The following is a 25,868-nucleotide window of genomic DNA, read 5'->3' as shown; positions in this document are numbered from 1 at the left end:
GGGTGATCTACGACGTAGAGTGCCGCCTTTTCCGGAAGCATCACCCCCACCCAACCCTCCCCCATCGAGGGGGAGGGCTCTGAGGGGAGGATTTAGGTGTTCCTCCGTCCCTCGATCAGGCTGTCGACGAGGCCGGGATCGGCGAGGGTGGAGGTGTCGCCGAGGGTGGCGAATTCGTTCTCCGCGATCTTGCGCAGGATCCGACGCATGATCTTGCCCGATCGGGTTTTCGGCAAGGCGGGGGTGAAGTGGAGGAGGTCGGGCGTCGCGATCGGGCCGATTTCGTGGCGGACGAGCTGCTTCAGCTCCGTTTCCAGCGCCTCGCTCGCCTCCTCGCCCGCGATCAGGGTGACGTAGCAATAAATGCCCTGGCCCTTGATGTCGTGGGGGTAGCCGACCACTGCGGCCTCGGCGACCTTTGGATGGAGGACGAGGGCGGATTCGACCTCCGCAGTGCCGAGCCGGTGCCCTGAAACGTTCAGCACGTCGTCCACCCGGCCGGTGATCCAATAATAGCCGTCTTCGTCGCGGCGGCAGCCGTCGCCGGTGAAATATTTGCCGCGATAAGCGGTGAAATAGGTTTGCACGAACCGCTCGTGATCGCCGTAGACGGTGCGCATCTGCCCCGGCCAGCTCCGCGCGATGCAGAGGTTGCCCGAGGCCGCGCCCTCCAGCACATTGCCGCCGGCATCGACCAGTTCCGGCGCGATGCCGAAAAAGGGCAGGCCCGCCGAACCCGGCTTCATGGCGTGGGCGCCGGGCAGGGTGGTGATCATGATGCCGCCCGTTTCGGTCTGCCACCAGGTGTCGACGACTGGGCAACGGCTATCGCCCACCGTTTCGTAATACCAGCGCCAAGCCTCCGGATTGATCGGCTCGCCCACCGTGCCGAGCAGGCGCAGCGAGGAGCGGTCATGCTTTTTGACCGGCGCCGCGCCCTCGCGCATCAGGGCGCGGATCGCAGTGGGGGCGGTGTAGAAGATGTCGACCTTGTGCCGTTCCACCATGTCCCAATTGCGGCTGCAGTCCGGGTAGTTGGGCACGCCTTCATACATCAGGGTCGTCGCGCCGTTCGCCAGCGGGCCGTAGACGACGTAGCTGTGGCCGGTCACCCAGCCCACGTCGGCGGTGCACCAGAAGATTTCGCCGTCGCGATAGTCGAAGACGTAGTGAAATGTCGTCGCGGTCCACACCGCATAGCCGCCGGTCGTGTGGAGCACGCCCTTGGGCTTCCCCGTCGATCCGGACGTGTAGAGGATGAAGAGCGGATCTTCCGCATTCATCGGCTCGCAGGGGCAAGTGTCGGGCACCGTCGCGCCGAGCGTGTCGTACCAATGGTCGCGGCCCTCCGACATTGCGACCGCATTGCCGCAATGGCGGACGACGATGACGGATTGGACGGCGCTTCCCTCCAGCGCCTCATCGACATTGGCTTTCAAGGGCACCAGCTTGCCGCCGCGCATGCCGCCGTCCGCGGTGATGACGAAGCGGCTGGCGCAATCGTCGATGCGGCCCCGAAGCGCATCGGGCGAAAAGCCGCCGAACACGACCGAATGGACCGCGCCGATCCGCGCGCAGGCGAGCATGGCGACGGCGGCTTCGGGGATCATCGGCATGTAGAGGGTGACGCGGTCGCCCTTCGTCGCGCCCAATTCCTTCAGGCAGTTCGCCATCCGGACCACCTCGGCATAGAGGCCGGCATAAGTGAGGGTGCGGGCGACTCCGGGCTCGTCGCCTTCCCAGAGGATCGCGACCTGGTCCGCGCGGGAAGGCAGGTGCCGGTCCACACAGTTGAAACACAGGTTCAATATCCCATCTTCGAACCAGCTTATGTCGACCGGGTCGTAGGACCATCCCGCGATGCGGGTGGGAAAACGGTCCCAGTCGATCCGCCGCGCCTGATCGGCCCAGAAGCCGTCGGGATCGCTCAGCGAGCGGGCATGGAGCGCCGCATAATCCTGTGCGGTGCAATGCGTGTTCTGGACGGCTTTCGCCGGGGGAAGGATCCGATCCTGCATGACGACTCATCGGCTGCTCGTAACGATTGCACAGAGTAACCCTTGTTTGCGCGAAGTCACGCAAGGTTCAGCCCTTTTCGGCTACGGCTCGGGCCGATCGACTTGCCTTGCGGGGATTGGGGGCGTAACGGCCCCAGCCTTCCGGAGAATTGGATGTTAGCCCTATCGGATCAGAAGCCCGTCTTCCGGATGCCGGAATTCACGCGCGAGCATATGCTGGCGAGCGCGCTGCTGGCGCTCGTGGCGGCTTTGTATCTGGTTGCGGGCCTCAGCGTCAGCGGCGTCGGCATTTCCGACGATCGCGCGGCGGCGCAGGGCCTGCCGCAAGCGGCGCCCAACACCTTCAAGCCGCTCGCCAAGGCCGATGCGCTGTCGATCAATGCCTCCACGCCCGTTGAAGAGGGGCTGATCCCCGCCGCGGCGCCGTTTAAATTGCTCGCCAGGACATCGGCCGACCGGGCGCTGGCGGTCGAGTGCCTGACCTCCGCCATCTATTACGAGGCGGCGCTGGAGCCGGAGGACGGCCAGCGCGCGGTGGCGCAGGTGGTTTTGAACCGCGTCCGTCATCCCGCCTACCCGAACAGCGTCTGCGGCGTCGTCTACCAGGGATATGAGCGCAGCACGGGGTGCCAATTCACCTTCACCTGCGACGGATCGCTGACTCGGGCCCCGGTCGCCGCGATCTGGAACCGCGCGCGGGAGATCGCGAAGGCGGCGCTCGACGGCTACGTCTACGCACCGGTCGGCTGGGCGACCCATTATCACGCCAATTACGTCGTGCCTTATTGGAGCTCGACGCTCGTGAAATTGGGCGATGTCGGCAACCACATCTTCTACCGCTGGACCGGCGGCTGGGGCAGGCCGGGCGCCTTTTCCAGCCGCTATAGCGGGTTCGAGCCCGATGTCGCCGGCATCGCGCGTAGCCTGGCGCCGATGAAGCTCGCCGCAGCCGCAACAAGAGAAGCCCCGCTGCCGGAAACGGTGGGTACGGTGGATAAGGCAGCCGCCGAAGCGGCGCTCGCCGCTGCAGCGGCCAATCCGAACATCGCCTTGCCGCAAGGCGTCGGCGCTGCCTCGACGGGCCCTCGCGCGGTCATCCGCCGTTATGAGCCGGCGAGCCGGGAAGCCTCGGGCCTCATCGCCACCACGGGACGCAAGGCCGAGGATGATGTGCCCGCAAGCCTCCGTTGGGCGATAACCGGGGACCGCACGGGATCTGGCGACGGCTTCGGCAAGAAGACCGACGCAGAGGCTGCCCCCGCAGCCGGGGCAGGCGCGGCAGCGACCAAGTAACCGGAACGCGCCCACCCGCTGCCTGTTCTGCATGCGAGGAGTAGGCGATGGCCCGCAAGGAAGAACCGCTCAAGGGCGAGCAGGCGCACCGCGACAAATGGCGGGGGCGGCGAGACTGTCGTCGAGGGCGGGTCAAACGGCCTCTCCGAAAGCGAACGCGATAAGGCCACCGCGTCGGATGAGGGTGAGGCCGCCACCGAGCCAGGAGTCATCCCGCCACCGGATTAAAGCCGAACCGATCCTGAGGGGCTGGCGTTCCAGAGCGGTGCCACCATATCCCTCGCATGATCCCGCTTTCCGTCCTCGACCTGTCGCCCATCGTGGAAGGGAGCGATGCGTCCCATTCTTTTCGGCACTCCCTCGACCTTGCCCAGCATGCCGAGCGATGGGGCTACAACCGCTTCTGGATGGCGGAGCATCACAGCATGCCCGGCGTCGCCAGCGCGGCCACGGCGGTGATTCTGGCGCATATCGCGGCGGGGACCACCTCCATTCGCATCGGGGCGGGCGGGGTGATGCTTCCCAATCATTCACCGCTGGTCATTGCGGAGCAATTCGGTACGCTTGAGGCGCTTCACCCCGGCCGTATCGATCTGGGCCTCGGCAGGGCACCCGGCACGGATCAGGCGGCGGCCTATGCTCTCCGCCGCAACCTCAATTCGGATGCCAACCAGTTCCCGCGCGATGTCGTGGAATTGATGAACTACTTCCGGCTGCCTGAGCCCAGCCAGCGCGTCCGCGCCATCCCGGGCGAGGGGCTCAACATTCCCATCTGGATCCTTGGATCGAGCCTGTTCGGGGCGCAGCTCGCCGCGGCGCTCGGCCTTCCTTACGCCTTCGCCTCCCACTTCGCCCCGGGCCTGATGGACGAAGCGATCTCCGTCTATCGCCGCGACTTCAAACCTTCGGCTCAACTCGACAGGCCTCATGTCATGCTCGGCTACAATATCTTTGCCGCCGACACGGACGAGGAAGCCCACTTCCTCGCATCGTCCATGCAACAGGCGTTCGTGAACCTGCGCACCGGCCAGCCGACGCCGCTGCCCAAGCCGGTCCCGAATTACCTGGAATCCCTCCCCGCCAACGGAAGGGCGATGCTCGATCAGGTTCTATCCTGCTCGGCCATCGGCGCGCCGGAAACCGTGTGCGGCGCTATCGACTCCTTCATCGCGCGCACCGGCGCGGATGAATTGATGGTGACATCCCAAATACACGACCATGCGGCACGGCTGCGCTCGTTCGAGATCGTCGCGGAAGTAACGGGCCTAAACGCGCCTCAGTGGGATCCTCCGGCTTAACCTCGCTTTTTCGCAGTGAAGTATCCGTAGCCGGCGCCCACCGCCGCGCCGAACAATGGGCCCACGAACGGCACGGGGATGGCGACGACAGCTCCGATGGCGGCTGCCAGGGCAGTTCGCTTGGCGACGGGATCCTCGAACATGACGGTTCATCTCCTGATGCTGTATTGTGAACATAATACAGAGCGGAGCGATTGCAATAGGTAGGCTGGAGAGATGGTGCCGGGTGTCGGACTCGAACCGACGACCTACCGCTTACAAGGCGGTTGCTCTACCAGCTGAGCTAACCCGGCGCCCGCGCCTCCATGCGTCAACGCACGCCGAAGGTCCAGCCCTCCGTGCGGGCAATTTCAGGGATGAGGGGGAACGGATGCCAATAAGCGGGGTCATCGGCGATCTTGCGCAGGCCTGCCGCGGCGATCAGCACGTCGGTTTCATGGTCGTTGACCGGATGCGCGGCGGCGAAGGGGGCGCTGCCCAATGCGGCAAGGGCCGCGTTCAGACCCGCTATGTCGCGGACCTTCCGGCCGTTCAAACCCGCCATGAGGATGAAAACACGGGTGTAGATTTCGACGACCAGGCTCCCCGCGGCCGGGACGGGATCGAACGGCCAGACCGGCAATTTGCCCTGCAGCCGGTTGAGGAGGCGCATGCCGGCATAGCTTGCCTTCGCAACCTGCGACGCGCCGATCGCGTCGTACAGGGTCGATGCCTTGCCGCCGCCCAATGCGTTGAAGGCATGCTCGCAAACACGGTGATGGAGGAAATCCCGCTTCACCCCGTCCGCCGCGCCGAAGTAGAAATGCGGGCGGTGGTGGGTTTCAAGGAAGCTGGCGGCGCCGAGATCCGGGTCGTCGCAGAGCCTGTCGACATAGGCCCAGAAGGCTTTCGCATCCGCCGGGACGCCTGCTTCGCCGGGCAGATAGGCGCCGCGTTCGGCGATGGGCGGGGCGTAGCTGAAGTCGAAGCCGTAGAGGGTTGGGGCCTCGATAGAGGTGGCGAGCAGCCAGTCGAGGACTTCGGTTCGGGACCAGGGTTTGGTGCGGTGGATGAGATAGGGGGCGCTTTTCCCGGCTTCGCAGATCGCGACGGCGATGCCTTTGTGGCGGCTTCCCTTGGCGCCGGACCAGTCGATCGCGGCGAAGCGGGTGAAGTGCATTAGCCCCTCCCCCTTGATGGGGGAGGCCGGGTGGGGGTGATGGCTGGGCTAGGTCCGGCGCGGGTGGAGAGATCACCCCCACCCAACCAGTGTCGGGTGAACAGCGCCCCGCGCTGTTCAGGCCATGCTGGGAGCATGGCCGACCCGCCACTCCCACCAAGGGGGAGGGCTTTAGGCCTCACGTTGTTCACACCAATGGCGGTTGGCGGTCCTCAACCGGAGCGGTGGGAGCCCTGGGCGGTTGCGGCGCCTTGGGCAGGCGGTTGCCCGCCGTCCATTCTTCCAGCAGCTTGTGCGCGGTGGGACGGCCGCCGAGACCGAAGGCGAGGGCGCAGGCGATCGCGGCGGAGCCGATGATCGAGGCGAAGGCGATGATCACGATTTCATTCGCCAGGCCCATGAAGCGCAGGCCCATGGCGACGGCGAGCGAGATGATCGACCATTTGAGGATGGCGGGAAGCCAGCCTTCCGTCCCCGAATTGCGGACGAGGTTCGACACGATCCGCGCGATGATGACGCCGCCCAGGATGATGCCGGTGCCGAAGAGAATGCGGCTGCCAAGCTCCAGCACCTGCGCGAGCATCACAGCGATGATCGGCGATTGCAGCAGTTCCGCCGCCTTGATCGCGGAGAAGAGCAGGATGGCGACCATCACCACCATGCCCGCCGTCCGGGACGGCGTGGTGCTTTCGGGCGAGACGCCAAGCGCACTCACCGCCCGGTCGAAACCCATCGAAGGCAGGATCTGCTCCGTCGCGCTCTTGGCGAGGCGGCCGACCATATAGCCGATGGCGAGCAGGATGAGCGCGCCGAGCACATTCGGAATGGCGAGCAGGATTGCATTCAGCATCTCTGTCGCGGGCACGGAAATCGCGGCGATGCCGAGGGCGTCGAGCGCCGCGATGGTGACGGGGATCATGATCAGGAAGAAGACGATGAGGCCCACCGAGCGGCTGATCGACGGGCGGCCCGGTGCCGTGGCTGTCGCGGGCGCCTCTGGAGCCATCGCGGGCGCGGTGCCCGCCGTCTCCATAAGACCCGTGCGTCGCAGCCAGCCGTCGGCATTGGCGGCGAGCAGGGCGGTTTCGACCACCCGTTTCGCGATCTTCGCGATGACGAGGCCGATGAAGAAAATGAGACCCGCCGCGATGACGTTGGGAATGAAGGCGAAGGCATTGGTGGTGAGCTGCCGCACCGGTTCCAGCACCTGGCTGAGGCCAAGCGGCTGAAGCGCCAGCAGGATGCCGACCAGCAGGATCAACCAAAAGGCGATGTCGCCGATCAGGCTGCCGAGCGTCTTGCCGGGCTCCGCCTCATTGTGGCGCTGGAGGGCGGGGATGCGATCGACGAGCTTCGCGATGCCCCATTTGGCGGCGCGGGCGAGAATATAGGCGACGACCAGAATGGCGAGCGCGCCGAGGATGCGGGGCAACCAGACCTCCGCCTCATGCTGCCAGACGACGGTTGCCGGTTGTTGTTGCGGGTACATCATCATTTCGCTTCCCCTTTTTCTTGTTGCTGCATGTCCTCGCGCCGCGCATTCCAATAGGCAAGCCGTTCCGCCACCTTCGCTTCGAAGCCGCGCGGCGACGGTTCATAGAAGGTCTGCGGCGTCATCTCCTCCGGCCAGTAATTGTCGCCGGAAAAACCCTCCGGCGCGTCGTGATCGTAGCGATAACCTTTGCCGTAGCCGACCTGTTTCATCAATTTTGTCGGCGCGTTGAGAATATTTTTTGGGGGCATCAGGGAGCCGGTTTCCTTGGCCGAGCGCCACGCCGCCTTCTGCGCCATGTAGGCAGCGTTCGATTTGGGCGCGGTGGCGCAATAAAGGCAAGCCTGGACGATGGCGAGCTCGCCTTCCGGAGAGCCGAGAAAATCGTAAGCGTCCTTGGCGGCGAGGCACTGGACCAGGGCCTGCGGGTCGGCGAGGCCGATATCTTCCGACGCGAAACGGACGATGCGGCGCAGGACGTAGAGCGGCTCCTCGCCCGCGACCAGCATGCGCGCTAGATAGTAGAGCGCCGCTTGCGGGTCGGAGCCGCGCAGGGATTTGTGAAGCGCCGAGATGAGGTTGTAATGCCCCTCCCGATCCTTGTCGTAAACCGCGACGCGGCGGTGGAGGAGGGACGAAAGCGCGGAGGGGTCGAGCAACCTCTCCCTCTCCCCTTCAGGGGAGAGGGGCGGGGAGAGGGGGCGTCCGGCAACCCCCTCTCCCGCCTTCGCTTCGCTCTTCACCCTCTCCCCTGAAGGGGAGAGGGAAATGGAGAACAGCGTTTCCGCCTGGTTGAGCAGGAAGCGCCCGTCCCCGTCCGCCGTCGCGACGAGAGCATCACGCGCGTCCGGTGTGAGGGGGAGGGGGCGTTCCATGAGCGTTTCGGCGCGATCAAGGAGCTGGCACAGCGCCTTGGTGTCGAGACGATTGAGGATCAGCACCTGAGCGCGGGAGAGAAGGGCGGCGTTGAGCTCGAAGCTGGGATTTTCGGTCGTCGCGCCGACCAGCACGACGGTGCCGTTTTCCACATAAGGGAGGAAGCCGTCCTGCTGCGCGCGGTTGAAGCGATGGATTTCGTCCACGAAAAGCAGGGTCTGGCGGCCGATCTTCGCATGATCCTTCGCTTCGGCGAAGACCTTCTTCAAGTCGGCGACGCCCGAAAAGACGGCGGAAATGGCGACGAACCGCATGCCGACCGCATCGGCAAGCAGCCGCGCGATGGTCGTCTTGCCGGTGCCGGGCGGTCCCCACAGGATGATCGAGCTGAGGCGCCCCGCGGCGACCATGCGCCCGATCGCGCCTTCCGGCCCGGTCAGATGCTCTTGCCCGACGACATCGCCCAGGCGCAGCGGGCGCAACCGGTCGGCAAGAGGTGCGCCCGCCGGCGGCTCTTCGGGCGTGGCGGGCTGCGGGGCATCGGGAAACAGATCGGTCACCGGGCCGATATAGGCGCCGCTGGGCGCGCTCGCAAAAATTCTATCGCCAGCGTGGCAGGATCGCGGATTTTACGCCGCGTCGATGATGCCCAGTTCGCCGAGTTTCCGGTACAGGGTCGAGCGGCCGATGCCGAGCCGCCGCGCGACTTCCGTCATGCGGCCGCGATAATGGCCGATGGCGAGCCGGACCACATCGGCTTCAATGTCCTCGAGCGGGCGCAAATGGCCGTCCGGCAGGAACAATGTGATGCCCGGATTGCCGGTTACCGCGGACGGGGCGGGGGTGACGGCGGACCCGCCGGTGCCGAGATCGGCGGCGCGGCGATTGAACGTCGATTCGTGCCGGATGTGCGGGAAATCCGCCGCCGTCAGGGCATCCCCCCGCGACAGGATGGCGGCGCGGAAGAGCACGTTTTGAAGCTGTTGCACATTGCCGGGCCAGCCATAGCTCATGAGGACGCCGAGCGCGTCGTCGGCAATGGTGAGCGTCCGCATTCCAGGCTGCTCCGAAATGCGCAGCAGAAGGTGCCGGGAGAGCGCCGGAATGTCGCTGTTGCGCGATCGCAGCGGCGGCAGGAAGACATGGACCGCGCCGAACGCGGCGTAGAGCGTTTCGTCGAACAATCCAGCCGCGGCATCGCCCTGCAACCTTTGGGCAATGCTCGCGATGAGGCGGACGTCGGTGGAAATCGGAGCCGTTCCCCCGACCCGCTCGATTTGACCCGATGCAACCGCCTTGGCCACCTTCGCCTGCGTGTCTGGCGCCAGGTAATCGATATTCTCAAGAAACAAGGTGCCGCCATCGGCATTTTCGAACGCACCCGCTTTTCGGGTAAATGCCCCGGGGAAGGCCCCCTGTTCATGACCAAAGAGGGCGGATTCGACATGGCCCGGCGCAACGGCGGCGCAATCGATCAGGACGAACGGCTTCTTGCGGCGCGGACCGGCATGATGAATGGCGCGGGCCGTCAATTCCTTGCCCGTCCCGCGCTCACCCTCGATCAGGACCGGAACGCGGCTGCGCGCCGCCTTGGCCGCGACGGCAAGGGCGGCGCGAAATTCGGGCGACGAGCCGACAATGTTCTCGAATTCCAGCGGCTGCGCGAGCTTGCCGGACAGGAAGCGCAATTCCCCCTCGCCCTTGCGGCGGTCCGCCGCGGCGTGAAGGGACGCCAGCAGACGATCGGGAACCAGAGGCTTGGTGAAATAATCCGACGCGCCCGCGCGCATCGCCTCGACGGCTTGCGCGGTGCAGGCGGAGTCGGCAAGGATCATGACCGGAATGTTGGGCCGCATGTGCCGGACGCGATTGAGCAACGCGCCATTGCCGCCCGTTTCCCACCTGTCGACCAGCACGGCGCCGATATCGGCATTGTCCGGATCCGCCAGCAGGGCCGCCGCGGCGTCGCCGTCCAGGGCGCCGATCACCCACCACCCCGCGCGCGCGGCCGTGGCGGTCACGATCCGTTTCTGCGCCGCATCGTCCCCGACGAAGAGCAGGCAACGCGGCGTTTCTGCGGTAATCGCGGTCTGAACGGTCATACCCCACGTCTATAGAGGGATGGTAAAGAGGCTCTTAATGCGGCCGCGTTTTTTTGCCTTTAGCCAGCAGCCGGGCGCTGATAGGGTGACGGATACAAGGAAATCCAAGAGGAATGAATATGGCTGCCGACAATAGGGGGAACGATCTGGGCGCGCACGTGCAGGATTATTCGCGGTTCACCGGCCTGATGAAATGGGGAACGATCGTTTCCTTCATCGTCGCCGCCATCGTCGTCCTGATCATCGCCAATTGACCCGGAGCCGCGGCATGAAGATCGCGGTCTTGAAGGAAACGGCTGAAGGGGAGCGCCGGGCGGCGGCGACCCCGGAGACGGTCAAGAAATATATCGCCCTTGGCGCGTCCGTGTCGGTGGAGACCGGCGCGGGCGCAGGGGCGTCGATCGACGACGAGGACTACCGGGCGGCCGGCGCCGATATCGCCACGCGCGCAGAGGCCGTGAGAGGCGCGGATGCCGTGCTGGCGGTTCAGGGCCCGGCGCCGGACGATCTCGCCGGCGCTGCGCCAGGCGCGCTCGTCATCGGCATTCTCGATCCGCTGGGAAAGCGCGAGCGGATCGAGGGCTATGCGGCCGCTGGGCTGGAAGCTCTGGCGATGGAGTGGATACCGCGCATCACCCGCGCGCAATCCATGGACGTGCTGTCGAGCCAGGCCAATCTCGCCGGTTACAAGGCGGTGCTGGACGCCGCCGCCGAATATGGCCGCGTTTTTCCGATGATGATGACGGCGGCGGGAACGGTGACCGCTGCGCGGGTCTTCGTCATGGGCGTCGGCGTGGCGGGATTGCAGGCGATCGCGACGGCGCGGCGGCTGGGCGCGGTCGTTTCGGCGACCGACGTGCGGTCCGCGACGCGGGAGCAGATCGAAAGCCTGGGGGCGAAGGCGATCTTCGTCGAGGACGTGCAGGGGATCGAAGGCGAAGGCGCGGGCGGATATGCGACCGAAATGTCCGACGAGTATAAAGCGCGGCAAGCCGAATTGGTGTCCGCCCACGTCGCCAGACAGGATATCGTGATCACCACCGCGCTCATCCCGGGCCGCCCGGCGCCGCGCCTCGTCAGCGACGCGCAGATCGCTTCGATGCGGCCGGGCAGCGTGATCGTCGACCTAGCGGTGGAGCAGGGCGGCAATGTCGAAGGCGGGATTTTGGGCGAGGTCGTCGAGCGGCATGGCGTGAAGATCGTCGGGCACCGCAACGTGCCGAGCCGCCTCGCCGCCGATGCCTCGGCCCTCTACGCGCGCAATCTGTACAATTTCCTGGCGGCGTTTTGGGACGCGGAAGAGCACCGGGTCGCATTCAGCACTGACGACGAAATCTATCAGGCGATTTGTCTGACGAAAAACGAGCTTGTCGTCAGCGAGCGATTGCAGGCGCGCTGAGAAAAGAGGGATGATGACAAGCCGAAAACTGGACATCACGCCGCCCAAGGCGCGGGAAGCGGCGCAGCTCACCGTCATCCTCTGGCTGGTCGTCGTCGCTGTCATCACTCCGGGCAATCTGCTGGCCGGGCAGGTGCAGAGCGTTCCGGAGTTCCTCAACATCATCATGGGGTTCGCCAGCTCGGTCCTGCTCGCAGGCCTGCTTTATGCCGGCTTGCGGGCGGTGGCCGGAAAGCCCTTGTGGCTGGGGATCGCCGTGCTGGCGCTGGTCGTGACCGCGACGTCGACGCTTCAGATGCTCGCCGATTTCGCGTCCCAATATTTCCTGCACGCCACGTTCGAAAACCATCGCCTGCCGGAGGATACCGCCCAGTCCCGGCTGGTCGTGACGTCCTTTTACTGGATCCTCTGCGCGTGCAACGTGGCGCTGCTATGGGTGTCGTCGGCGGCGCACACCATCAAGATGCACGAGGTGGAGCTGGCGCGATCCCAGGCGGCGGCGCTTCAGGCGGAACTCAACATGCTGCGCATGCAGCTCAATCCGCATTTCATGAGCAATTCCCTGAACGTCATCGCCGCCCTCATCCAAAGCGGCGCGCGGGATGAAGCCTATCGCATGACCGACCGCCTTTCCCATTTCCTCCGGACGTCGGCCGATGTCGAAGGGCTGGAAACCGAGCTGATCGACGAACTGGAGCTGATCGAATCCTATTGCGAGGTCGAACGGGCGCGCTTTGGCGAGCGCCTGGACATTTGCATCGATCATGACGCCGGCGCCGAACGGGCGCTGGTGCCCAACTTCATCCTTCAGCCGCTGGTCGAAAATGCCATGAAATATGGCGTGCAGTCGAGCGCGGGGCTCGTCTCCATCCGCGTCGAGGCACGGCTGGAGGGCGAAGAGCTTCTGCTGTCGGTCGAGAATGAGGCCGAGGAAGGGATCGTCCGCCCCAAGGCGCAGAGCGGCGGCGTGGGCCTCGCCAACGTCCGCTCGCGCCTCGCCTTGCTGTTCGGCAACGACGCGATGCTGTCGACCGAAGTGCTGGAAAAGGGCTTTCGGGCGGTGATCAGGCTTCCCTATCGCGCCGAAGATGAAGCGGAAACGCGCCGCGCTGCTTGATTAGGGCCGCAGCCGCCGAGCAGACCGGCGCTTTCCCGCCATCAGCGACCCCCTCGACAGGCCGGGAAACCCCCGGCACAGTAAGCGGGCAACAGCGAGGAGGATAAGGCCGTGGATTTCGTGTCGATCCTGTCGATCTTCGTATTGGCCTGCTTCGTGGGTTATTACGTCGTCTGGTCGGTCACGCCGGCCCTGCATACGCCGCTGATGGCGGTGACCAATGCCATATCCTCCGTCATTATCGTCGGCGCGCTGATCGCGGCCGCGGCATCGGGCGTATCCGGTGCGAAATGGCTGGGGCTGGCGGGGATCGTGCTCGCCAGCATCAACATCTTCGGCGGTTTCGCGGTCACCGAACGCATGCTCGCCATGTACAAGAAAAAGGAGCGTTGAGCATGCACGCGGCGGCTCCCGTCAATCCCTGGGTCGCGCTCGCCTATCTCGTCGCGGGCGTCTGCTTCATCCTCGCGCTGCGCGGGCTGTCCAGTCCCATCAGCAGCCGCCGGGGCAACCGGCTCGGCATGCTGGGCATGGCCATCGCGGTCGTGACGACGATCCTCACCCATCTTCCGGCCACTCAAGCGGATAGGGGGGCTTGCGGACCGGGCGCGACCTGCTTCGCGCCCGCGCTCGATCCCACCATGCTTGCTCTCATCCTGGGGGCCATCGCGCTTGGCGCCGTGATCGGCATGACCACGGCCCGGCGGATCGCCATGACGGCGATGCCGCAGCTCGTCGCCGCCTTCCACTCGTTGGTCGGCATGGCGGCCGTGCTGGTTGGGGTTGCGGCCTATCTCAATCCATCCGCCTTCGGCATTCTCGAGCTTGGCGGGGGTGACATAGCGAAGGGCAGCCGTATCGAATTGGGCCTGGGCGTGGCGATCGGCGCCATCACCTTTTCGGGATCGGTCATCGCCTTCCTGAAGCTCAACGGAAATATGTCGGGCAAGCCGATCCTGCTGCCCGGGCGGCACCCGATCAACCTGGCGCTGATCGTGGCGATCCTGGCGTGCGTATCCGTTTTCGGGTGGACCACTCCAGCTCTCTTCTGGGGCATCGTCGTCCTTTCCTTCATTGTCGGCTTCCTGCTCATCATTCCGATCGGCGGCGCGGACATGCCGGTCGTGGTGTCGATGCTGAACAGCTATTCCGGCTGGGCGGCGGCGGCGATGGGCTTCACGCTCGGCAACAGCGCGATGATCGTGACGGGCGCGCTTGTCGGCAGTTCCGGCGCGATCCTCAGCTACATCATGTGCCGGGCGATGAATCGCAGCTTCATCAGCGTCATCGCGGGCGGCTTCGGCGGCGATGCCGCTGCTGGGGGCGGCGGTGGCGCCGCAATCGACCGGCCTTATAAGCGCGGCTCGGCGGAAGATGCGGCATTCCTGATGAAACAGGCCGAACAGGTCATCATCGTTCCCGGTTATGGCATGGCGGTGGCGCAGGCGCAGCACACGTTGCGCGAGATGGCGGACCTTTTGAAGAAAGAGGGAGTGCGGGTGAAATATGCGATCCACCCCGTCGCCGGACGCATGCCGGGCCATATGAACGTCCTGCTCGCCGAAGCGAACGTGCCCTATGACGACGTGTTCGAGCTGGAGGACATCAATTCGGAATTCGCCCAGACCGACGTCGCTTTCGTGATCGGCGCGAACGACGTTACCAATCCGGCGGCGAAGACGGACAAGACCTCGCCCATTTACGGCATGCCGGTGCTGGATGTGGAGAAAGCCAAGACCGTGCTGTTCGTGAAGCGATCGATGGGTGGCGCGGGCTATGCGGGGGTCGAAAACGAATTGTTCTTCCGCGACAACACGATGATGCTGCTCGCCGACGCGAAGAAGATGGTGGAGGAAATCGTCAAGTCGCTGGCTTGAGCGGCGGCCGGGATCGCCCTTGTTCCTGGCCGATGAGCGGCGATGGTGGGCGCTGACGGGCTCGAACCGCCGACCCTCTCGGTGTAAACGAGATGCTCTACCAACTGAGCTAAGCGCCCCTTCGCGGGAGTGCCGTTCCTCTAGGGTTTTTGAAATTCCGGTCAAGCGATTATCGGCGGAGGGGGCAGCCTCGCGATGACGGCCGGAACGGCTTGCCTTGCCGCCGCTCTTTTGAGACAAACGGGAAAGGGGGCATTGCCATGATCCGGATTTTAGTGGGACTGAGCCTGACATTGGTGCCGCTTGACGCGGCGATGGCCGCCGAACTGGTGCCCGTCGACGGCGACATGAGCGCACGGGAATTGTGCGACAATCTTCTCCAGGTCAGCCTTCGCAAGGCGGCGAAGGAGAAACCCCTTGTCGATGCCGGCCCTCTGCATGCCGGGCTGCAGAGAGGCCTGCCCGAGCCGCCCGCGGACGCGCTCACCATTCGCGTGCTTATTGGGGGAGGCATTGGAAGCCATGGCCCGGCGGGGCTGGAAAGCGTCGTTGCATGGCGCGATGCGAATGGGCGGTGGGAAGCCCGGCGGGCCGAAGAACGGCGCCGCGGCATGCCGCCCGAACCGGAACGTCCCCTTGCGCCCGTCTGGCCCGATCCCAATCCCAAGCCGCTGATCGAGGGTCATATTCCCCAGCCGAGCTCGCTTGAAATTTCGGCGGGCCCGTTGCCGCAACAGGCGGTCCAAAGCATCGAACGCGCGCTCCTGCCGTCAAGCTGCATTCAGCTCGAACCGCCACGCATGCCTGTAGACCTCCCGCTCAAGGGCGGGGGACGTCTCCCTTGCGTCCCCGACTCCGCTTCGTGGCACATCGAGATCCGGCAAGGCGGAAACGTCCAGCGTTATGAGCGGCCCTGCCGCCTGGTCGGCCCGGCCGGCCTGATCGCGCAGACGCTGGATTACGTCGCCTTGCCCGCCGCGCCCATCGTCAGGAGCCGCAAGGACCTTTACAATGGCGTCGAATATCCATCGGCCGAGAGCTTGCGCCTGTTTCTCAGCGATCGCCTGCCCGGCATATTGTATCGCGATGCGCAAGGTGAAGGCCGCATCCGATCGATCCGCCATGTCCAGGCTTGCGCGGCGGTGATGCAGGTCGAAGGCGCGGATGGAGGCATAAGGGAAATCGGGATCGACTGGCGCAAGCCCAGAGGCTTTCCCCAATGGATCAGCGACGGCGTGGTCGAGCTAGACGGCGAAGGCGACGCCGTGGGAAGCGCATGGATCGCCCCCGGCACCACCCTGGCGCTGCAACTCCAAGGCGCCTTATGGTCGCTCTTTTACAATTGTCCCGATCCGAAATGATCGTTGCCGCCCGGGCGCCTTGCCCGCGTGAGGGGCATAGGATCCAAATAGGGGTGGATTACGTGCGGAATGGAAGAAAGGATTGAGCATGGAGGCGGCGGCGATCCTGTTGCTGGGACTGGCCAGCCTGAACCCGCAGGCGCCCCGGGATCGGGAAACGCCCGTTTCCTATGTCATCCTGGCCGATGAAGGCCTGCAGGCGCGGCTGAGCAGCCTTCTGGCGAAATCGGGCATTGCCATAGCCTCCAGCCAAAGCGGAATGATCTATGCGGGATGTGCCTCGGCCTGGAGGAGCCATCGGGAACAGGCCGACCTTTGCATCGCGTCGCGCATGACGGGCGACGAGCCCGATGTGGTGCTCAACGGATATGTCGGGGAAGCGCCGCCGGGGAGGAGGCGGATTTCCTGCGTGGGACGGCATGGTGCCGATGCGGTTTTCCTGCCGGACGATGAGAAAGAAGGGATCGGCGCGCTGCGAGACTGCCTGAGCAAGGCAGCGGGCGGGAAGGCGTCGCCCAGCCACCAGATCTACGGAGTGAGGAGCGCCGCTCTGGACAAGGCCGCGAATAGCGAAGAGGCGCGGGCCGCCGCTGCGAGCGTCCTGATCCTGGCGGTGGATCATGTCGGGATACCAAGGGGCCTTGAGGGAGATTGCCTTGTCGAGGGGCGGATCAAAAGCGTGGCAAGAGGCGCGGGGTTCGCGCCTTACGGCCGCATCGAGCTAAGCATACCGTGCGGGGCGGAATCCTCGCCGGGCGGCAAAAGACGGGTCGCGATGGCGAATATTCGGGCGGGCACATTTGCGGCCGCCTATTTCGACGACCAGCAGCATTTATTGGACTTTCATTCTGTACGGGAATGACGTTTGGGGTGCCGGAAGGTGCGCATTCCATGCGCCATCGTGATGGCAAGGGAGGTGGTGATGAAGAGGCTATGGACCAGCTTGACCTGCGAAGCGATCTGCCTTGCCCGAGGCGTGCGGTGACGGGCCGGAAATTGCCCGGCTGGCTGGATCGGCCCCCCGGGCCGCAATCCGGAGGAATAGGCTATGGAACGGCGCGCCTTCTCAGCTGGCTGTTCATCTTCCTCGGCGCGGCCGGCATTATCGGAGGGGTGACGGACGCCCTTCCGGGTTACGACCTTTTCTTTCTGACCCTCCTGTCGGCCGCCGCCCTGTCGCTGCTCGTCATGATGACGAAATGCCGGAATTGCGGCAAATCCCAGTTTATCGGACTGCGCGGCAAAACCGGCGAAGGAGCGGAGCGGGACTCATCCTTCCGCTTCTTTCCGGAACCGGAATGCTCCCGATGCCATCATCTGAACGTTCGCGACTGAAGCGCTGGAGGGCCCCGATGCCCGTTACGGATTGGCGGCTTGGGGCGTGAAGGTCAGGGACCGGGAGTACATCGGTTCGCTCGACCGGTATTCGGATATGGACACGCCTCCGACCTTCCACGTAACGCCCTTATCATCCGCGATGCGCTCCAGCTTCAGGCCAAGCGGCGACAGGCGCTGTTCGAATTGGGCGAGGGCGGCGTCGAAGGGGAGAACGACCGATTCGCCATAGCCCCGGCGCGCGACCCGGCAGCTTTTGCTGTCGGCGGACATTTCCGTCCCGTCATATTCGTAGCTGCCATTTCCATGCTGAAGCGACTGCAGATCGTCACGTACATAATCCGGGATTTTCCCGCCAAACAGCTGGGTGCGCATCTCGGGGCTCGCCACGAGGGCGGTGCAGGTGACCATCGAATTCGCCAACAGCGCCGCCGTGCGATCCGAAGCGGGGGTTGAAACCGCAGCGGTCGCCGCGACCATGCTTCCCCAAATCAAGATATTCGCCATCGTCACCATTCCCCTGCATTTTACCCGAAGAAGCGAGGATCGCAGGGCTGCGCTGCGCCGTCAACCGGAGGGCGAAATCGGCCTTACGTCCGAAACGCGTTCCAGGGCCCGGTGATCGCAAGCGTCTTTGCCGGGCTGTAGAGGTTGACGAACATCGTCGCGCCGTCCGGGGAGAAGCAGACCCCCGCAAGCTCCGTCTGCGCATGGAGGAAAGCGACGTCGTAGAGCTTTCCATCGGGCGTGACGCCGCGCAGGTGATTGAGGACGACATCGGTATATTGATCTTCGCAGACGATCAGGTGGCCGCCCGGCGCGACGGTCAGGTTGTCGCCGTAATTCAGCGCTTCCGGATCCGCCGATTCGACGAAGATCTGCACCCGGCCCGGCGCCGATCCTTCTTCCGGGCGCCCTTCGAAGCGCGAGGGGCGGTAGCGCATGATCTGGCTGAGCTTGGCGGCGCCGCCGCTGGTGCAGCAGAAATAAAGCTCGTTCCGGCCGAAATGGATGCCTTCCCCGCGCGCGAAAAGGGCGGCTCCGCCCGCATGGCCGCGTTGGCGCAAATCGTCCTCCGGCGCTTCGACATGATCAAGATCGATCCAGCGCACATCGCGCCATTCCCGGAGCGGGAACGTGGCGCCCGACCAGTTGCGCGTATCGGGCACGAGCGCCGCGTCGCGAAAGGCCAGCGCCTGAAGCCTGCCGCCCCTGGAAAGCGCGCCGGGGACATTGGGGATGAAGCGATAGAAGAGGCTGTCGTCGCGATCCTCGGTCAGATAGACGATGCCGGTGCGCGGATCGACGGCCGCCGCCTCATGATTGAAGCGGCCCATCGCCGTCAGCGGTTGCGGAGACATGGGCCCGCGCGCGCTGGCGGGGACTTCGAACACCCAGCCATGATCGCGGGCGATCCCGCCCGTCCCGGCGCGGCTGACATTTTCCTCGCAGGTGAGCCAACTGCCCCAGGGTGTCGCGCCGCCCGCGCAATTGCGAAGGGTGCCCGCGAGACTGAGATACTGGGCCTCGACCCGCTGCGCGCGATAATCGTAGATGAGGGTCGTGGTGCCGCCGGGCAGAGCGGAGCCATCGGCATAATGATCGAAGGCGGGGAAGCCGGTTGCGCTGCCGCCGCCCACGGTTTTCAAGACGCCGTGCCGGGTGTCGAGTTCGTGATTCCGGATGAGCGCCATCCGGTGCCCGTCGAGACGGAAAGCGCCCATGCCGTCCGCCCGGTCCGGCACTTGCAGGCCGTCATCCATCGCGTCGCCGAGCTGCGAGATGATCCTGTAGCCAAAGCCGTCCGGAAGGTCGATCAGGCCCGCGGGGTCGCGGCGCAGCGGGCCATAGCCGCGAACCCGGGGCGCGGTGCCGCTCCGAATGCCGCCCGCGCATCCGCCGAGGGCTAGGCCGGCAAAGGCGGTCGAGGTGAGGCCAAGCGTGAACGTGCGTCTGGAAAGCATCGAGCGTCCTGCAGGAAAGGAATCTTCCCGCAACAATGACGAGAGAAGATGTCGGAAATGTTGCGCACTTCGCCTGGCCGCGCAAGCGCGCTGTCAGGGCTTCAGCTTAGGAAGGGCGATTGGCGTTGGGCGGCGCGCAGATAGGCCGAAAGGGCGGCAGCCGCGCCTTCGGACAATTCGATATAGACGCGGCGGCCATCCTCCGGATCCGCCGAGCGGACGAACAGGCCATGTTCCGTCAGCGTCTTGATCCAGCGCAGCGCGGTCGTGGCCGGGACTGCGGCGGCGATGCACAGACTGGATACCGCGACGCGCTGGCGTTCCAGGCGCGCCGCCATGAGATCGAGGAGCATGTCCCAGGCCGGATCGGCGAAAAGGTCGGCGCCGAAATATTGATCGCGCAGACGCCGGGCGCGGATCATTCCCCGCACCTGCTGGGCCGTGACGCCGGCCGCGCCCGTTTCTGCGGCACCGTCTTTTTCTTCTTCCGACAGATTGGCGAGGATGCCGGCAATGCGGCTGACCTCTTCGCTCAATTGCTGAAGCCGGATGGGAGCATTGCCCTTGCCGACATCGTGCAGGAATGGCCGGGAAGGCTGGGCCGCGAGACGCAACGCCTCTTCGCGATCGGCATCCGTGGCATCGACCAGTTGATAGACGCTGGGATCGGCGGTGCGCGCGGCGACGGCATCGATCATGTGCGCCGGGACGGAGACGATCGTGGCGTGACGCGCCTCGCGCGCAGCCTGATTCAGGCGGTCGAGAAGGCGGTCCATGACCGCGCCTTGGTCCCCATCCACCTCGACCAATACCGCGTCGAGAGCGATTTGTTCGCCCAGCCTTTCGAGGCCGTTGGCGATGCCGGCCACCCCTTGCACCCGGTAACCGGCCCGCTTCGCGGATGCCGCGGCCCGCGTCGTCGCAGCCTCGCTGTCGGTGAAAATGAGGATCGAGGGAGCTTCGCGATATTCGATCATGTCCAGCGCATCATGCGCGATTTGCGGAGTCATGGCTACCGTCCCAAAGTGGTGTTCTTCCCGCCACTTTGGCGCCGAAGCGGAGGAAACGCAGCGTATCACCGCTCCGAAACGGCCATTATTCACCGTGCGACATGCCGCCATTCCAGAGCGAACCGCCGCTTTAAGGGGCCGATTCTTGCGCATTCGCCTCCCCGCACGATCATCCGATGTTCGGAAAGCGAAATGAACAAAGTCCCTGCTGAGCTGCATTTCTGTCGGGTAGATTGATCCGTTTCGGATGTTTCTCGTTGCGGACCTAGGTTCTTGACCGCGCTCCGGAAAAGGGTGCGGCAGGCGCAATCTTTAGAAAAGATTCATTGCTTTCATGCTTATATTCCAGTCAAGAACGAGAGGAGCTCTCGGACGAAAAGGGAGCTGGCGCTGGAACATATCCTGACAGTGGAAGAGGAAAGCGAGGCGTCGACGGTCGATGATGCCGTGCTTTTCACACCGCCCAATGTCTTGGATGCGGACGAACACCTGACCGCATTGCTCCAGAATCTGCCCGGATGTGCTTACCGCTGCCCGTTGCATGTCCCGCCGCCTGGCGTTCATGTCGCCGAACATGTCAGCGCGGGTGTCGAGGCGTTGACCGGTTATTCGGCCGACGATTTCTGGCAGGGCCGCGCCGTCTGGCGTGACCTCATCAATCCGGAGGACATGGTAAAGCTCCAGCAGGAGCTCGCCGCCGCCATCATGGAGCGGCGCAATTACTCCGTGGTCTATCGCACAAAGCACAAGACGGGGCGCGAATTGTGGGTGCTCGATCGCGGTCGGGCATCCTATAACGATCAAGGCGAGCCCCTTTGGCTGGAGGGTTTCGTCAGCGACATCAGCGATCAGAAGGAAACCGAGGCGGCACTGCGCGACAGCGAGGAGCAATTGCGCGCGATGCTCGACGCCCAGCCTGAATGCGTAATGGTCGTTTCTCTCGGCGGACGGATCATGAAGGTCAATCCCGCCGGGTTGAGCATGCTGGGCTGCTCTTCACCCGCCGAAATGGTCGGCCGCAACGTCTTCGATTTCATCGATCCCGATCATCAGGATGCGGTGCGCGCCATGCATCAGCAAGCGACCGACGGCATCATCGAAGATACGCCCTACGAAATCGACATTCTGGAATTGGGCGGGAAGTCGCGCCGCGCCGAAGTGCGCGTCGCCCCGCTAAAATCGGGGAGTGCCGCGATCTGGGGCGTGCTCGCGGTCGCCCGGGACATCACCGACCGGAAGCGGGCCGAGGAACGGATGGAATGGCTCGCCACGCACGACCCGCTGACGGAGCTTCCCAATCGGACCTTGTTCCAGCGGCGTCTGCATATGGCGATCGGGTCCGAAACCAAGTCGGGCGGCAAGACCGGCCTGATGATCGTCGACCTCGACAATTTCAAGCAGGTCAACGACACGTTGGGGCACGATGCCGGAGACGCCCTGCTGTGCGAGATTGCACGGCGCCTGCGCGATTGCTGCCGAAAAGGGTGGACGGCGGCGCGGCTTGGCGGCGACGAGTTCGCGCTCATCCTGCCCCATCTCGCGGACCGGCGCGGGCTGACGCTGGCCATTGACGACATTCTCGCGAAACTGCGCGAGCCGATGAGTTTCGGCGGCAAGATACTCGACAGCCGCGCTAGCATCGGCGCGACTCTCTATCCCGACGATGACGGCGATCCCAGCGACCTTTTGAAGAATGCCGATCTGGCGCTTTATGCCGCGAAAGCGGCAGGGCGAGGGCGCGCCGTTCATTATGAAGGAAACATGCGCCACGACATGCAGCAACGCGTGGCAGGCGTCAGGCGGATCAAGGCGGCGCTCGCCGAAGATCGCGTCCTGCCTTATTACCAGCCCAAGATCGACCTGACGACCGGCGCCTTATACGGGTTCGAGGCCTTGCTGCGCTGGAGCGATGGCGATGGCGAGATCCAACGGCCGGGCGTCGCCGCAAGCGCGTTCGAGGATGCCGAATTGGCCGCCGCGATCAGCACGCGCATGATCGGAAAGGTATTGGAGGATTTGAGCGCCTTGTTGGCGGCGGGGCGACCCGTCGGCCATGTCGCGGTCAACGTATCGGCTCTCGAATTTCAGCAAACCGACTTTGCGGCCCGATTGCTCAACGATCTTCGGGAACGCGGCATCGCGGCGGAGCTGTTTCAGATCGAAATCACGGAAACCGCCTTCCTGGGCCATGGGAGCGACGGGGTCGAAGATACGCTTCGGACATTGAGCGCCGCAGGCATCCGGATCGCGCTCGACGACTTCGGCACGGGTTACGCTTCTCTGTCTCACCTGAAGCGCTTCCCGATCGACACGCTGAAGATCGACCAGAGCTTCATTCGCGACCTGGCGCAAGAGGGTGAGGACGCATCGATCGTGCGCGCGGTTATCACGCTGGGCCACAATCTGGGCATGCGCGTGGTCGCGGAAGGGATCGAGGATTTGCGGCAGGCGGCTTATCTGCAGGCGCAAGGCTGCGATATCGGACAAGGATATCTGTTCGGCATGCCGATGACGGCTGCGAAGATCGGGTCGGATGCCTTCTGGCAGAAATTCGCCATCGACACGGGGCGCTGGCCGGACATCATCGCCGCGCTTCATTCGCCTGCGGTGGCGGACTTACCTCGCAGGGCTGGCATAAGCTAAAGCATTCGACTGCCTCACATCGCGAGGCTGCCGGCCGGTCAAGCCGCCAGCGATATCCTCTCGTCGCCGAGAATCCAGTCAGCCGCCGCCTTTGCGTGAAGAGCCGTCGTGTCATAGACCGGCAAGACGTTTGCAATCGGATCGACGAGCATGACGAGTTCCGTGCAGCCGAGGATCACCGCCTGATTGCGCGCCTGGGCAAGGTTCGTGATCGCCGTCTTCAAGGTCCGCTGGGAAATGCGGGACACCTTGCCCAACACCAGCTCGTCGAAAATGATGCGGTCGATTTCCGCCATCATCGCAGGCTCGGGGGTTGCGATCTCGATATCGCGCTCTTCGAACCAAGTCCGGAAGAAATCATCCTCCATGCTGAAGCGCGTCCCGATGAGAGCCGCCCGCTTCACGCCGTCGGCGGCGAGCCTGTCCGCCGTGACAGCGCCGATGTGAATGAGCGGAATGCCGGTCGTGGCTTCGATGTCGCCTGCATATTTGTGGGCCGTATTGCTGCACAGAACCAAGGCTTCGGCGCCCGCCCCGGCGAGCCGGACCGCCGCGGCGGTCGCCACTTCGGAAGCCTCTTGCCAGCGTCCGGAAAATTGCATGCTTGCGAGCGGTGCAAGGTCCAGGCTTTCAAGAATGATGGGCGCGGAATGAAGACCGCCCTTGCGCCGGGCGACCTCTTTATTGATCGTTTCATAATAAAGGGCGGTTGAAACCCAGCTCAAACCGCCGATCAGCCCCAATTTACGCACGTCAAATATCCCGCGCATGTCCCCGCCCAGCGTCGCCGGACGTGCATGTCCTTGAAGTAAGAAGACTTTAACCCCCCAACAATTTGACGATAGAATATCGCAGGCTTAGTTGAAGGATGAAGCGCGAACTAAAGAAACACTCTTGTCAGATCAAGGGTTTGGCCATCGAAACGCGGTGAACGGAGCGCCGCCTCAGAGGGGGCGGACAAGCCGGGTGGCGACCGCCGCCCAGGGTGGGTTAGAGATGACCATTTGGCGCTGGCCGGATCCGAGCGGCAGAACGTGCAGCTTGCCATCTTCCCGGCCAATCAGGCGGCCGAAAACGAAACGGCCGGCGGAGCGGGGGAAAAGGCAGTCCTTGTTCATTGCTTGCGCGAAATGGTCCGGACCGAGGCGGCGGAGCCAGATTTCGTCACCGCTCCGGTAATCGCCCACCGCGGAAACCACGCCGACCGCGATCATGCCCGCTTCAGGCCGAGGCGGAAGCACGACCGTCTCCCGGCGCGGTGCGTCGGCGCCGTCGGCACCCAATAAGGCGGCGACGGGTATGTCCTCCTGATCGGGCAGTTTCACCAGATCGGCCGCCTCGACACCGAGCGCGCCGGCGATCCGGTTGAGCCAGCCGACCGATACTGTGCGCGTGCCGGTTTCCAGCCGGCCGATGGTCTGCGGCGTGGTCGGCGGGTCGCAACGGTCCGCAACATCCTGAAGCGTCATCTTTTTCGCGCGGCGAACCTCACGGATACGGGTAATCATCACGTCTTTCCTATAACCAGAACGGTTATTCGCTTTCCTACAGAATGCCCGCTGTGGCAACAACATTTCGCAAATGATTCTGAAGGAGCGAAAATGGCGGAGGCGGCATTGCAAAAGAGATTGCTGGTGGAGCGTGCGGTACCCAGGGACGGATGCGCGCGGGGAAAATCGGAACGCCCTGCGCGCAGGGTTACCGTCAACGCTTTGGAATCTCCGCTCGGCTGGCTGAAAGTGCGGGGCCTGATTTCAGAACGGCAATTCGATGCCGGGGAGCGGCTCCGCACGGATTGGGAGCGCGCTCGATTGGCGCCATCGGTCACGATGCGCTGGGACGCTCCGCCCAATAGCCGCGTGGCCCGCGGCGCTCCGGAACCGAACGATCCTCTCGCTTCGCAAATCGATGCCAAACGCCGTTTCGAAACGGCGGTCGCCATAGCCGGGCCGGGCCTGTCGGACATATTGTGGCGGGTGGTTTGCGCGGGTGAAGGGATGCGTGATGCCGAACAAGCGCTCGGCTGGCCCGCGCGTGCCGGAAAGCTGGTGCTCTCGCTGGCCCTCGACAGGCTGGCGGAACATTATCGATTGCCTTGAAAAGGTACCAAAAAATCTTCGCATGGCTACGCAAAATTAAGATGCGGTGCCTTAGCATCCGACTCATGAAGCTGATTCAGTGGATATGGAAAGGGCGGGGGCGGCGGGAGGCCGACGATCTGGCGGCGTTCGGGGCCGCTCTCGTGTCGTTGACGACGCAGATTCCGCGCCCGGACGAACGGCGGGCGGACCCGCGCATCCTGGCCATGCTGCCGATTGCGCGGATCGAGCGTAAGGGCAGCGACATCGCCTGCCGCATCCGCAATATTTCGGCCGGAGGCCTGATGGCGGAAGTCAGCACGCTTCCCGATGCCGACGAGGCCGTCACCGTAGAGCTGGATTCCGGCCGGCGCATTCCAGGCGCCGTGGCGTGGATTCGCGATCATAATATCGGCATCCGGTTCGACGAGAATGTCGATATCCGCACCATTTTCGCGGTCGAGAAGCCCCGTATCGGCTTCCGGCCCCGGCCGCCCCGCATGGAAATGCGCTGCTCCGCCACCGTCCGTATCGACGGCATCTACCATCAGGTCGAGGTTCGCGACATTTCGGTCGGGGGCATGAAGGTCGCGCTCCGGTGCGAAAAGGCGATCGGCAAGGTCGCGGTCGTGACTGTCGAGCACCTTCCGCCGGTCCGTGGCGAGATCCGGTGGAGCGAAGATGGGATGATCGGCATTGCATTCGACGCCATGCTGTCGTTCGACGAACTGGTGTCCTGGCTTGGCAAACGCATCGAGATCGCGAGCAGGATGGGGTCGGTCCAGCGCCCTTGATCGAGCCGCCTACCGTGCGGTGATTGTTCCCCCGTCAAAACGGCGATAGGCC

At 64.5% G+C, this 25,868-nt stretch carries 24 protein-coding genes and 2 tRNA genes; 13 read left to right on the top strand and 13 right to left on the bottom strand.

All coding sequences use genetic code 11. The features are described 5' to 3' along the window. Positions 1 to 92 precede the first annotated feature (92 nt). Entirely contained in the window at positions 93 to 2,018 is a 1,926-nt protein-coding gene (gene acs, locus IC614_RS05990) for an acetate--CoA ligase (protein ID WP_200972973.1), read from the bottom strand. 153 nt (positions 2,019 to 2,171) lie between these two features. On the opposite strand from acs, the gene IC614_RS05985 reads away from it, so the two are divergent. Further along, positions 2,172 to 3,311, top strand: a complete 1,140-nt coding sequence (locus tag IC614_RS05985) for a cell wall hydrolase (protein WP_226372750.1) — start codon at positions 2,172 to 2,174, stop codon at positions 3,309 to 3,311. A gap of 284 nt (positions 3,312 to 3,595) precedes the next feature. Further along, complete coding sequence (locus tag IC614_RS05980) at positions 3,596 to 4,609, top strand: LLM class flavin-dependent oxidoreductase (RefSeq protein WP_200972972.1); 1,014 nt, start codon at positions 3,596 to 3,598, stop codon at positions 4,607 to 4,609. Here IC614_RS05980 and IC614_RS05975 read toward each other — a convergent pair. From IC614_RS05975 to IC614_RS05950, 6 genes are all read right to left on the bottom strand, one after another. Further along, complete coding sequence (locus tag IC614_RS05975) at positions 4,606 to 4,752, bottom strand: YtxH domain-containing protein (RefSeq protein WP_200973230.1); 147 nt, start codon at positions 4,750 to 4,752, stop codon at positions 4,606 to 4,608. The genes IC614_RS05980 and IC614_RS05975 overlap by 4 nt on opposite strands. A gap of 74 nt (positions 4,753 to 4,826) precedes the next feature. After that, positions 4,827 to 4,902 (bottom strand) — tRNA-Thr (locus tag IC614_RS05970). A 17-nt stretch (positions 4,903 to 4,919) separates the two neighbouring features. After that, positions 4,920 to 5,768 (bottom strand): hypothetical protein, encoded by an 849-nt coding sequence (locus tag IC614_RS05965; protein ID WP_200972971.1) that lies wholly within the window; start codon positions 5,766 to 5,768, stop codon positions 4,920 to 4,922. A 187-nt stretch (positions 5,769 to 5,955) separates the two neighbouring features. Further along, positions 5,956 to 7,263, bottom strand: a complete 1,308-nt coding sequence (locus IC614_RS05960) for a mechanosensitive ion channel (protein ID WP_200972970.1) — start codon at positions 7,261 to 7,263, stop codon at positions 5,956 to 5,958. Then, entirely contained in the window at positions 7,260 to 8,696 is a 1,437-nt protein-coding gene (locus tag IC614_RS05955) for a replication-associated recombination protein A (RefSeq protein WP_200972969.1), read from the bottom strand. The genes IC614_RS05960 and IC614_RS05955 overlap by 4 nt, the downstream gene beginning before the upstream one ends. A 69-nt stretch (positions 8,697 to 8,765) precedes the next feature. Next, entirely contained in the window at positions 8,766 to 10,238 is a 1,473-nt protein-coding gene (locus tag IC614_RS05950) for a sigma-54-dependent transcriptional regulator (RefSeq protein ID WP_200972968.1), read from the bottom strand. Positions 10,239 to 10,357: 119 nt separating this feature from the next. Between IC614_RS05950 and IC614_RS05945 the strand changes: the two genes are divergently transcribed. The 5 genes from IC614_RS05945 (at position 10,358) to IC614_RS05925 (ending at position 14,631) form a co-directional block, all read left to right on the top strand. Then, positions 10,358 to 10,492 carry an aa3-type cytochrome c oxidase subunit IV gene (locus IC614_RS05945; protein WP_200972967.1) on the top strand — a complete coding sequence of 45 codons (135 nt, stop codon included), beginning with the start codon at positions 10,358 to 10,360 and terminating at the stop codon, positions 10,490 to 10,492. Positions 10,493 to 10,506: 14 nt separating this feature from the next. Continuing rightward, positions 10,507 to 11,637, top strand: a complete 1,131-nt coding sequence (locus IC614_RS05940; protein ID WP_200972966.1) for a Re/Si-specific NAD(P)(+) transhydrogenase subunit alpha — start codon at positions 10,507 to 10,509, stop codon at positions 11,635 to 11,637. Between the two features lie 10 nt (positions 11,638 to 11,647). After that, entirely contained in the window at positions 11,648 to 12,754 is a 1,107-nt protein-coding gene (locus IC614_RS05935; RefSeq protein ID WP_200972965.1) for a sensor histidine kinase, read from the top strand. A gap of 111 nt (positions 12,755 to 12,865) precedes the next feature. Beyond that, a complete protein-coding gene (locus tag IC614_RS05930) occupies positions 12,866 to 13,147 on the top strand; it encodes a proton-translocating transhydrogenase family protein (protein ID WP_200972964.1) in 282 nt (93 codons plus the stop codon). Positions 13,148 to 13,149: 2 nt separating this feature from the next. Further along, positions 13,150 to 14,631, top strand: a complete 1,482-nt coding sequence (locus IC614_RS05925; RefSeq protein ID WP_200972963.1) for an NAD(P)(+) transhydrogenase (Re/Si-specific) subunit beta — start codon at positions 13,150 to 13,152, stop codon at positions 14,629 to 14,631. Positions 14,632 to 14,674: 43 nt separating this feature from the next. On the opposite strand, the gene IC614_RS05920 is transcribed toward IC614_RS05925, so the two are convergent. Beyond that, positions 14,675 to 14,750, bottom strand: a tRNA-Val gene (locus IC614_RS05920). Between the two features lie 141 nt (positions 14,751 to 14,891). Here IC614_RS05920 and IC614_RS05915 point away from each other — a divergent pair. From IC614_RS05915 to IC614_RS05905, 3 genes are all read left to right on the top strand, one after another. Continuing rightward, entirely contained in the window at positions 14,892 to 15,992 is a 1,101-nt protein-coding gene (locus tag IC614_RS05915) for a hypothetical protein (protein WP_200972962.1), read from the top strand. A gap of 82 nt (positions 15,993 to 16,074) precedes the next feature. After that, on the top strand, positions 16,075 to 16,854 hold the full coding sequence (locus tag IC614_RS05910; RefSeq protein WP_200972961.1) for a hypothetical protein: 780 nt from the start codon (positions 16,075 to 16,077) through the stop codon (positions 16,852 to 16,854). Between the two features lie 29 nt (positions 16,855 to 16,883). Beyond that, positions 16,884 to 17,327: a hypothetical protein gene (locus IC614_RS05905; protein WP_200972960.1), complete on the top strand. Its 444-nt coding sequence runs from the start codon at positions 16,884 to 16,886 to the stop codon at positions 17,325 to 17,327. Between the two features lie 24 nt (positions 17,328 to 17,351). Here IC614_RS05905 and IC614_RS05900 read toward each other — a convergent pair whose 3' ends face one another. The 3 genes from IC614_RS05900 to IC614_RS05890 all read right to left on the bottom strand — a co-directional run bounded on the left by IC614_RS05900 (position 17,352) and on the right by IC614_RS05890 (position 20,301). Continuing rightward, positions 17,352 to 17,834, bottom strand: a complete 483-nt coding sequence (locus IC614_RS05900; protein ID WP_200972959.1) for a hypothetical protein — start codon at positions 17,832 to 17,834, stop codon at positions 17,352 to 17,354. Positions 17,835 to 17,917: 83 nt separating this feature from the next. Further along, positions 17,918 to 19,291 (bottom strand): alkaline phosphatase PhoX, encoded by a 1,374-nt coding sequence (locus IC614_RS05895; protein WP_200972958.1) that lies wholly within the window; start codon positions 19,289 to 19,291, stop codon positions 17,918 to 17,920. Positions 19,292 to 19,392: 101 nt separating this feature from the next. Further along, the gene (locus IC614_RS05890; RefSeq protein WP_200972957.1) at positions 19,393 to 20,301 is read right to left on the bottom strand and encodes a winged helix DNA-binding protein; all 909 of its coding nucleotides are present in this window, start codon (positions 20,299 to 20,301) and stop codon (positions 19,393 to 19,395) included. A gap of 408 nt (positions 20,302 to 20,709) precedes the next feature. Here IC614_RS05890 and IC614_RS05885 point away from each other — a divergent pair, with 408 nt between their 5' ends. Further along, on the top strand, positions 20,710 to 22,944 hold the full coding sequence (locus IC614_RS05885) for a putative bifunctional diguanylate cyclase/phosphodiesterase (protein ID WP_200972956.1): 2,235 nt from the start codon (positions 20,710 to 20,712) through the stop codon (positions 22,942 to 22,944). Positions 22,945 to 22,982: 38 nt separating this feature from the next. On the opposite strand, the gene IC614_RS05880 is transcribed toward IC614_RS05885, so the two are convergent. After that, on the bottom strand, positions 22,983 to 23,696 hold the full coding sequence (locus tag IC614_RS05880; RefSeq protein WP_200972955.1) for an aspartate/glutamate racemase family protein: 714 nt from the start codon (positions 23,694 to 23,696) through the stop codon (positions 22,983 to 22,985). Positions 23,697 to 23,888: 192 nt separating this feature from the next. Continuing rightward, the gene (locus tag IC614_RS05875; RefSeq protein ID WP_200972954.1) at positions 23,889 to 24,452 is read right to left on the bottom strand and encodes a helix-turn-helix domain-containing protein; all 564 of its coding nucleotides are present in this window, start codon (positions 24,450 to 24,452) and stop codon (positions 23,889 to 23,891) included. Between the two features lie 93 nt (positions 24,453 to 24,545). On the opposite strand from IC614_RS05875, the gene IC614_RS05870 reads away from it, so the two are divergent. Together IC614_RS05870 and IC614_RS05865 are read left to right on the top strand one after the other, a co-directional pair. After that, on the top strand, positions 24,546 to 25,043 hold the full coding sequence (locus IC614_RS05870) for a DUF6456 domain-containing protein (protein ID WP_226372749.1): 498 nt from the start codon (positions 24,546 to 24,548) through the stop codon (positions 25,041 to 25,043). Positions 25,044 to 25,108: 65 nt separating this feature from the next. After that, a complete protein-coding gene (locus IC614_RS05865) occupies positions 25,109 to 25,816 on the top strand; it encodes a PilZ domain-containing protein (RefSeq protein WP_200972953.1) in 708 nt (235 codons plus the stop codon). The last annotated feature ends 52 nt before the right edge of the window (positions 25,817 to 25,868 follow it).

Origin of the sequence: Sphingosinicella flava (assembly GCF_016025255.1) — a bacterium.
Classification (GTDB): Bacteria; Pseudomonadota; Alphaproteobacteria; order Sphingomonadales; family Sphingomonadaceae; genus Allosphingosinicella; species Allosphingosinicella flava.
Note: the sequence above shows the minus strand (reverse complement) of the source record. Positions and strands in the feature narration are given on the sequence as shown.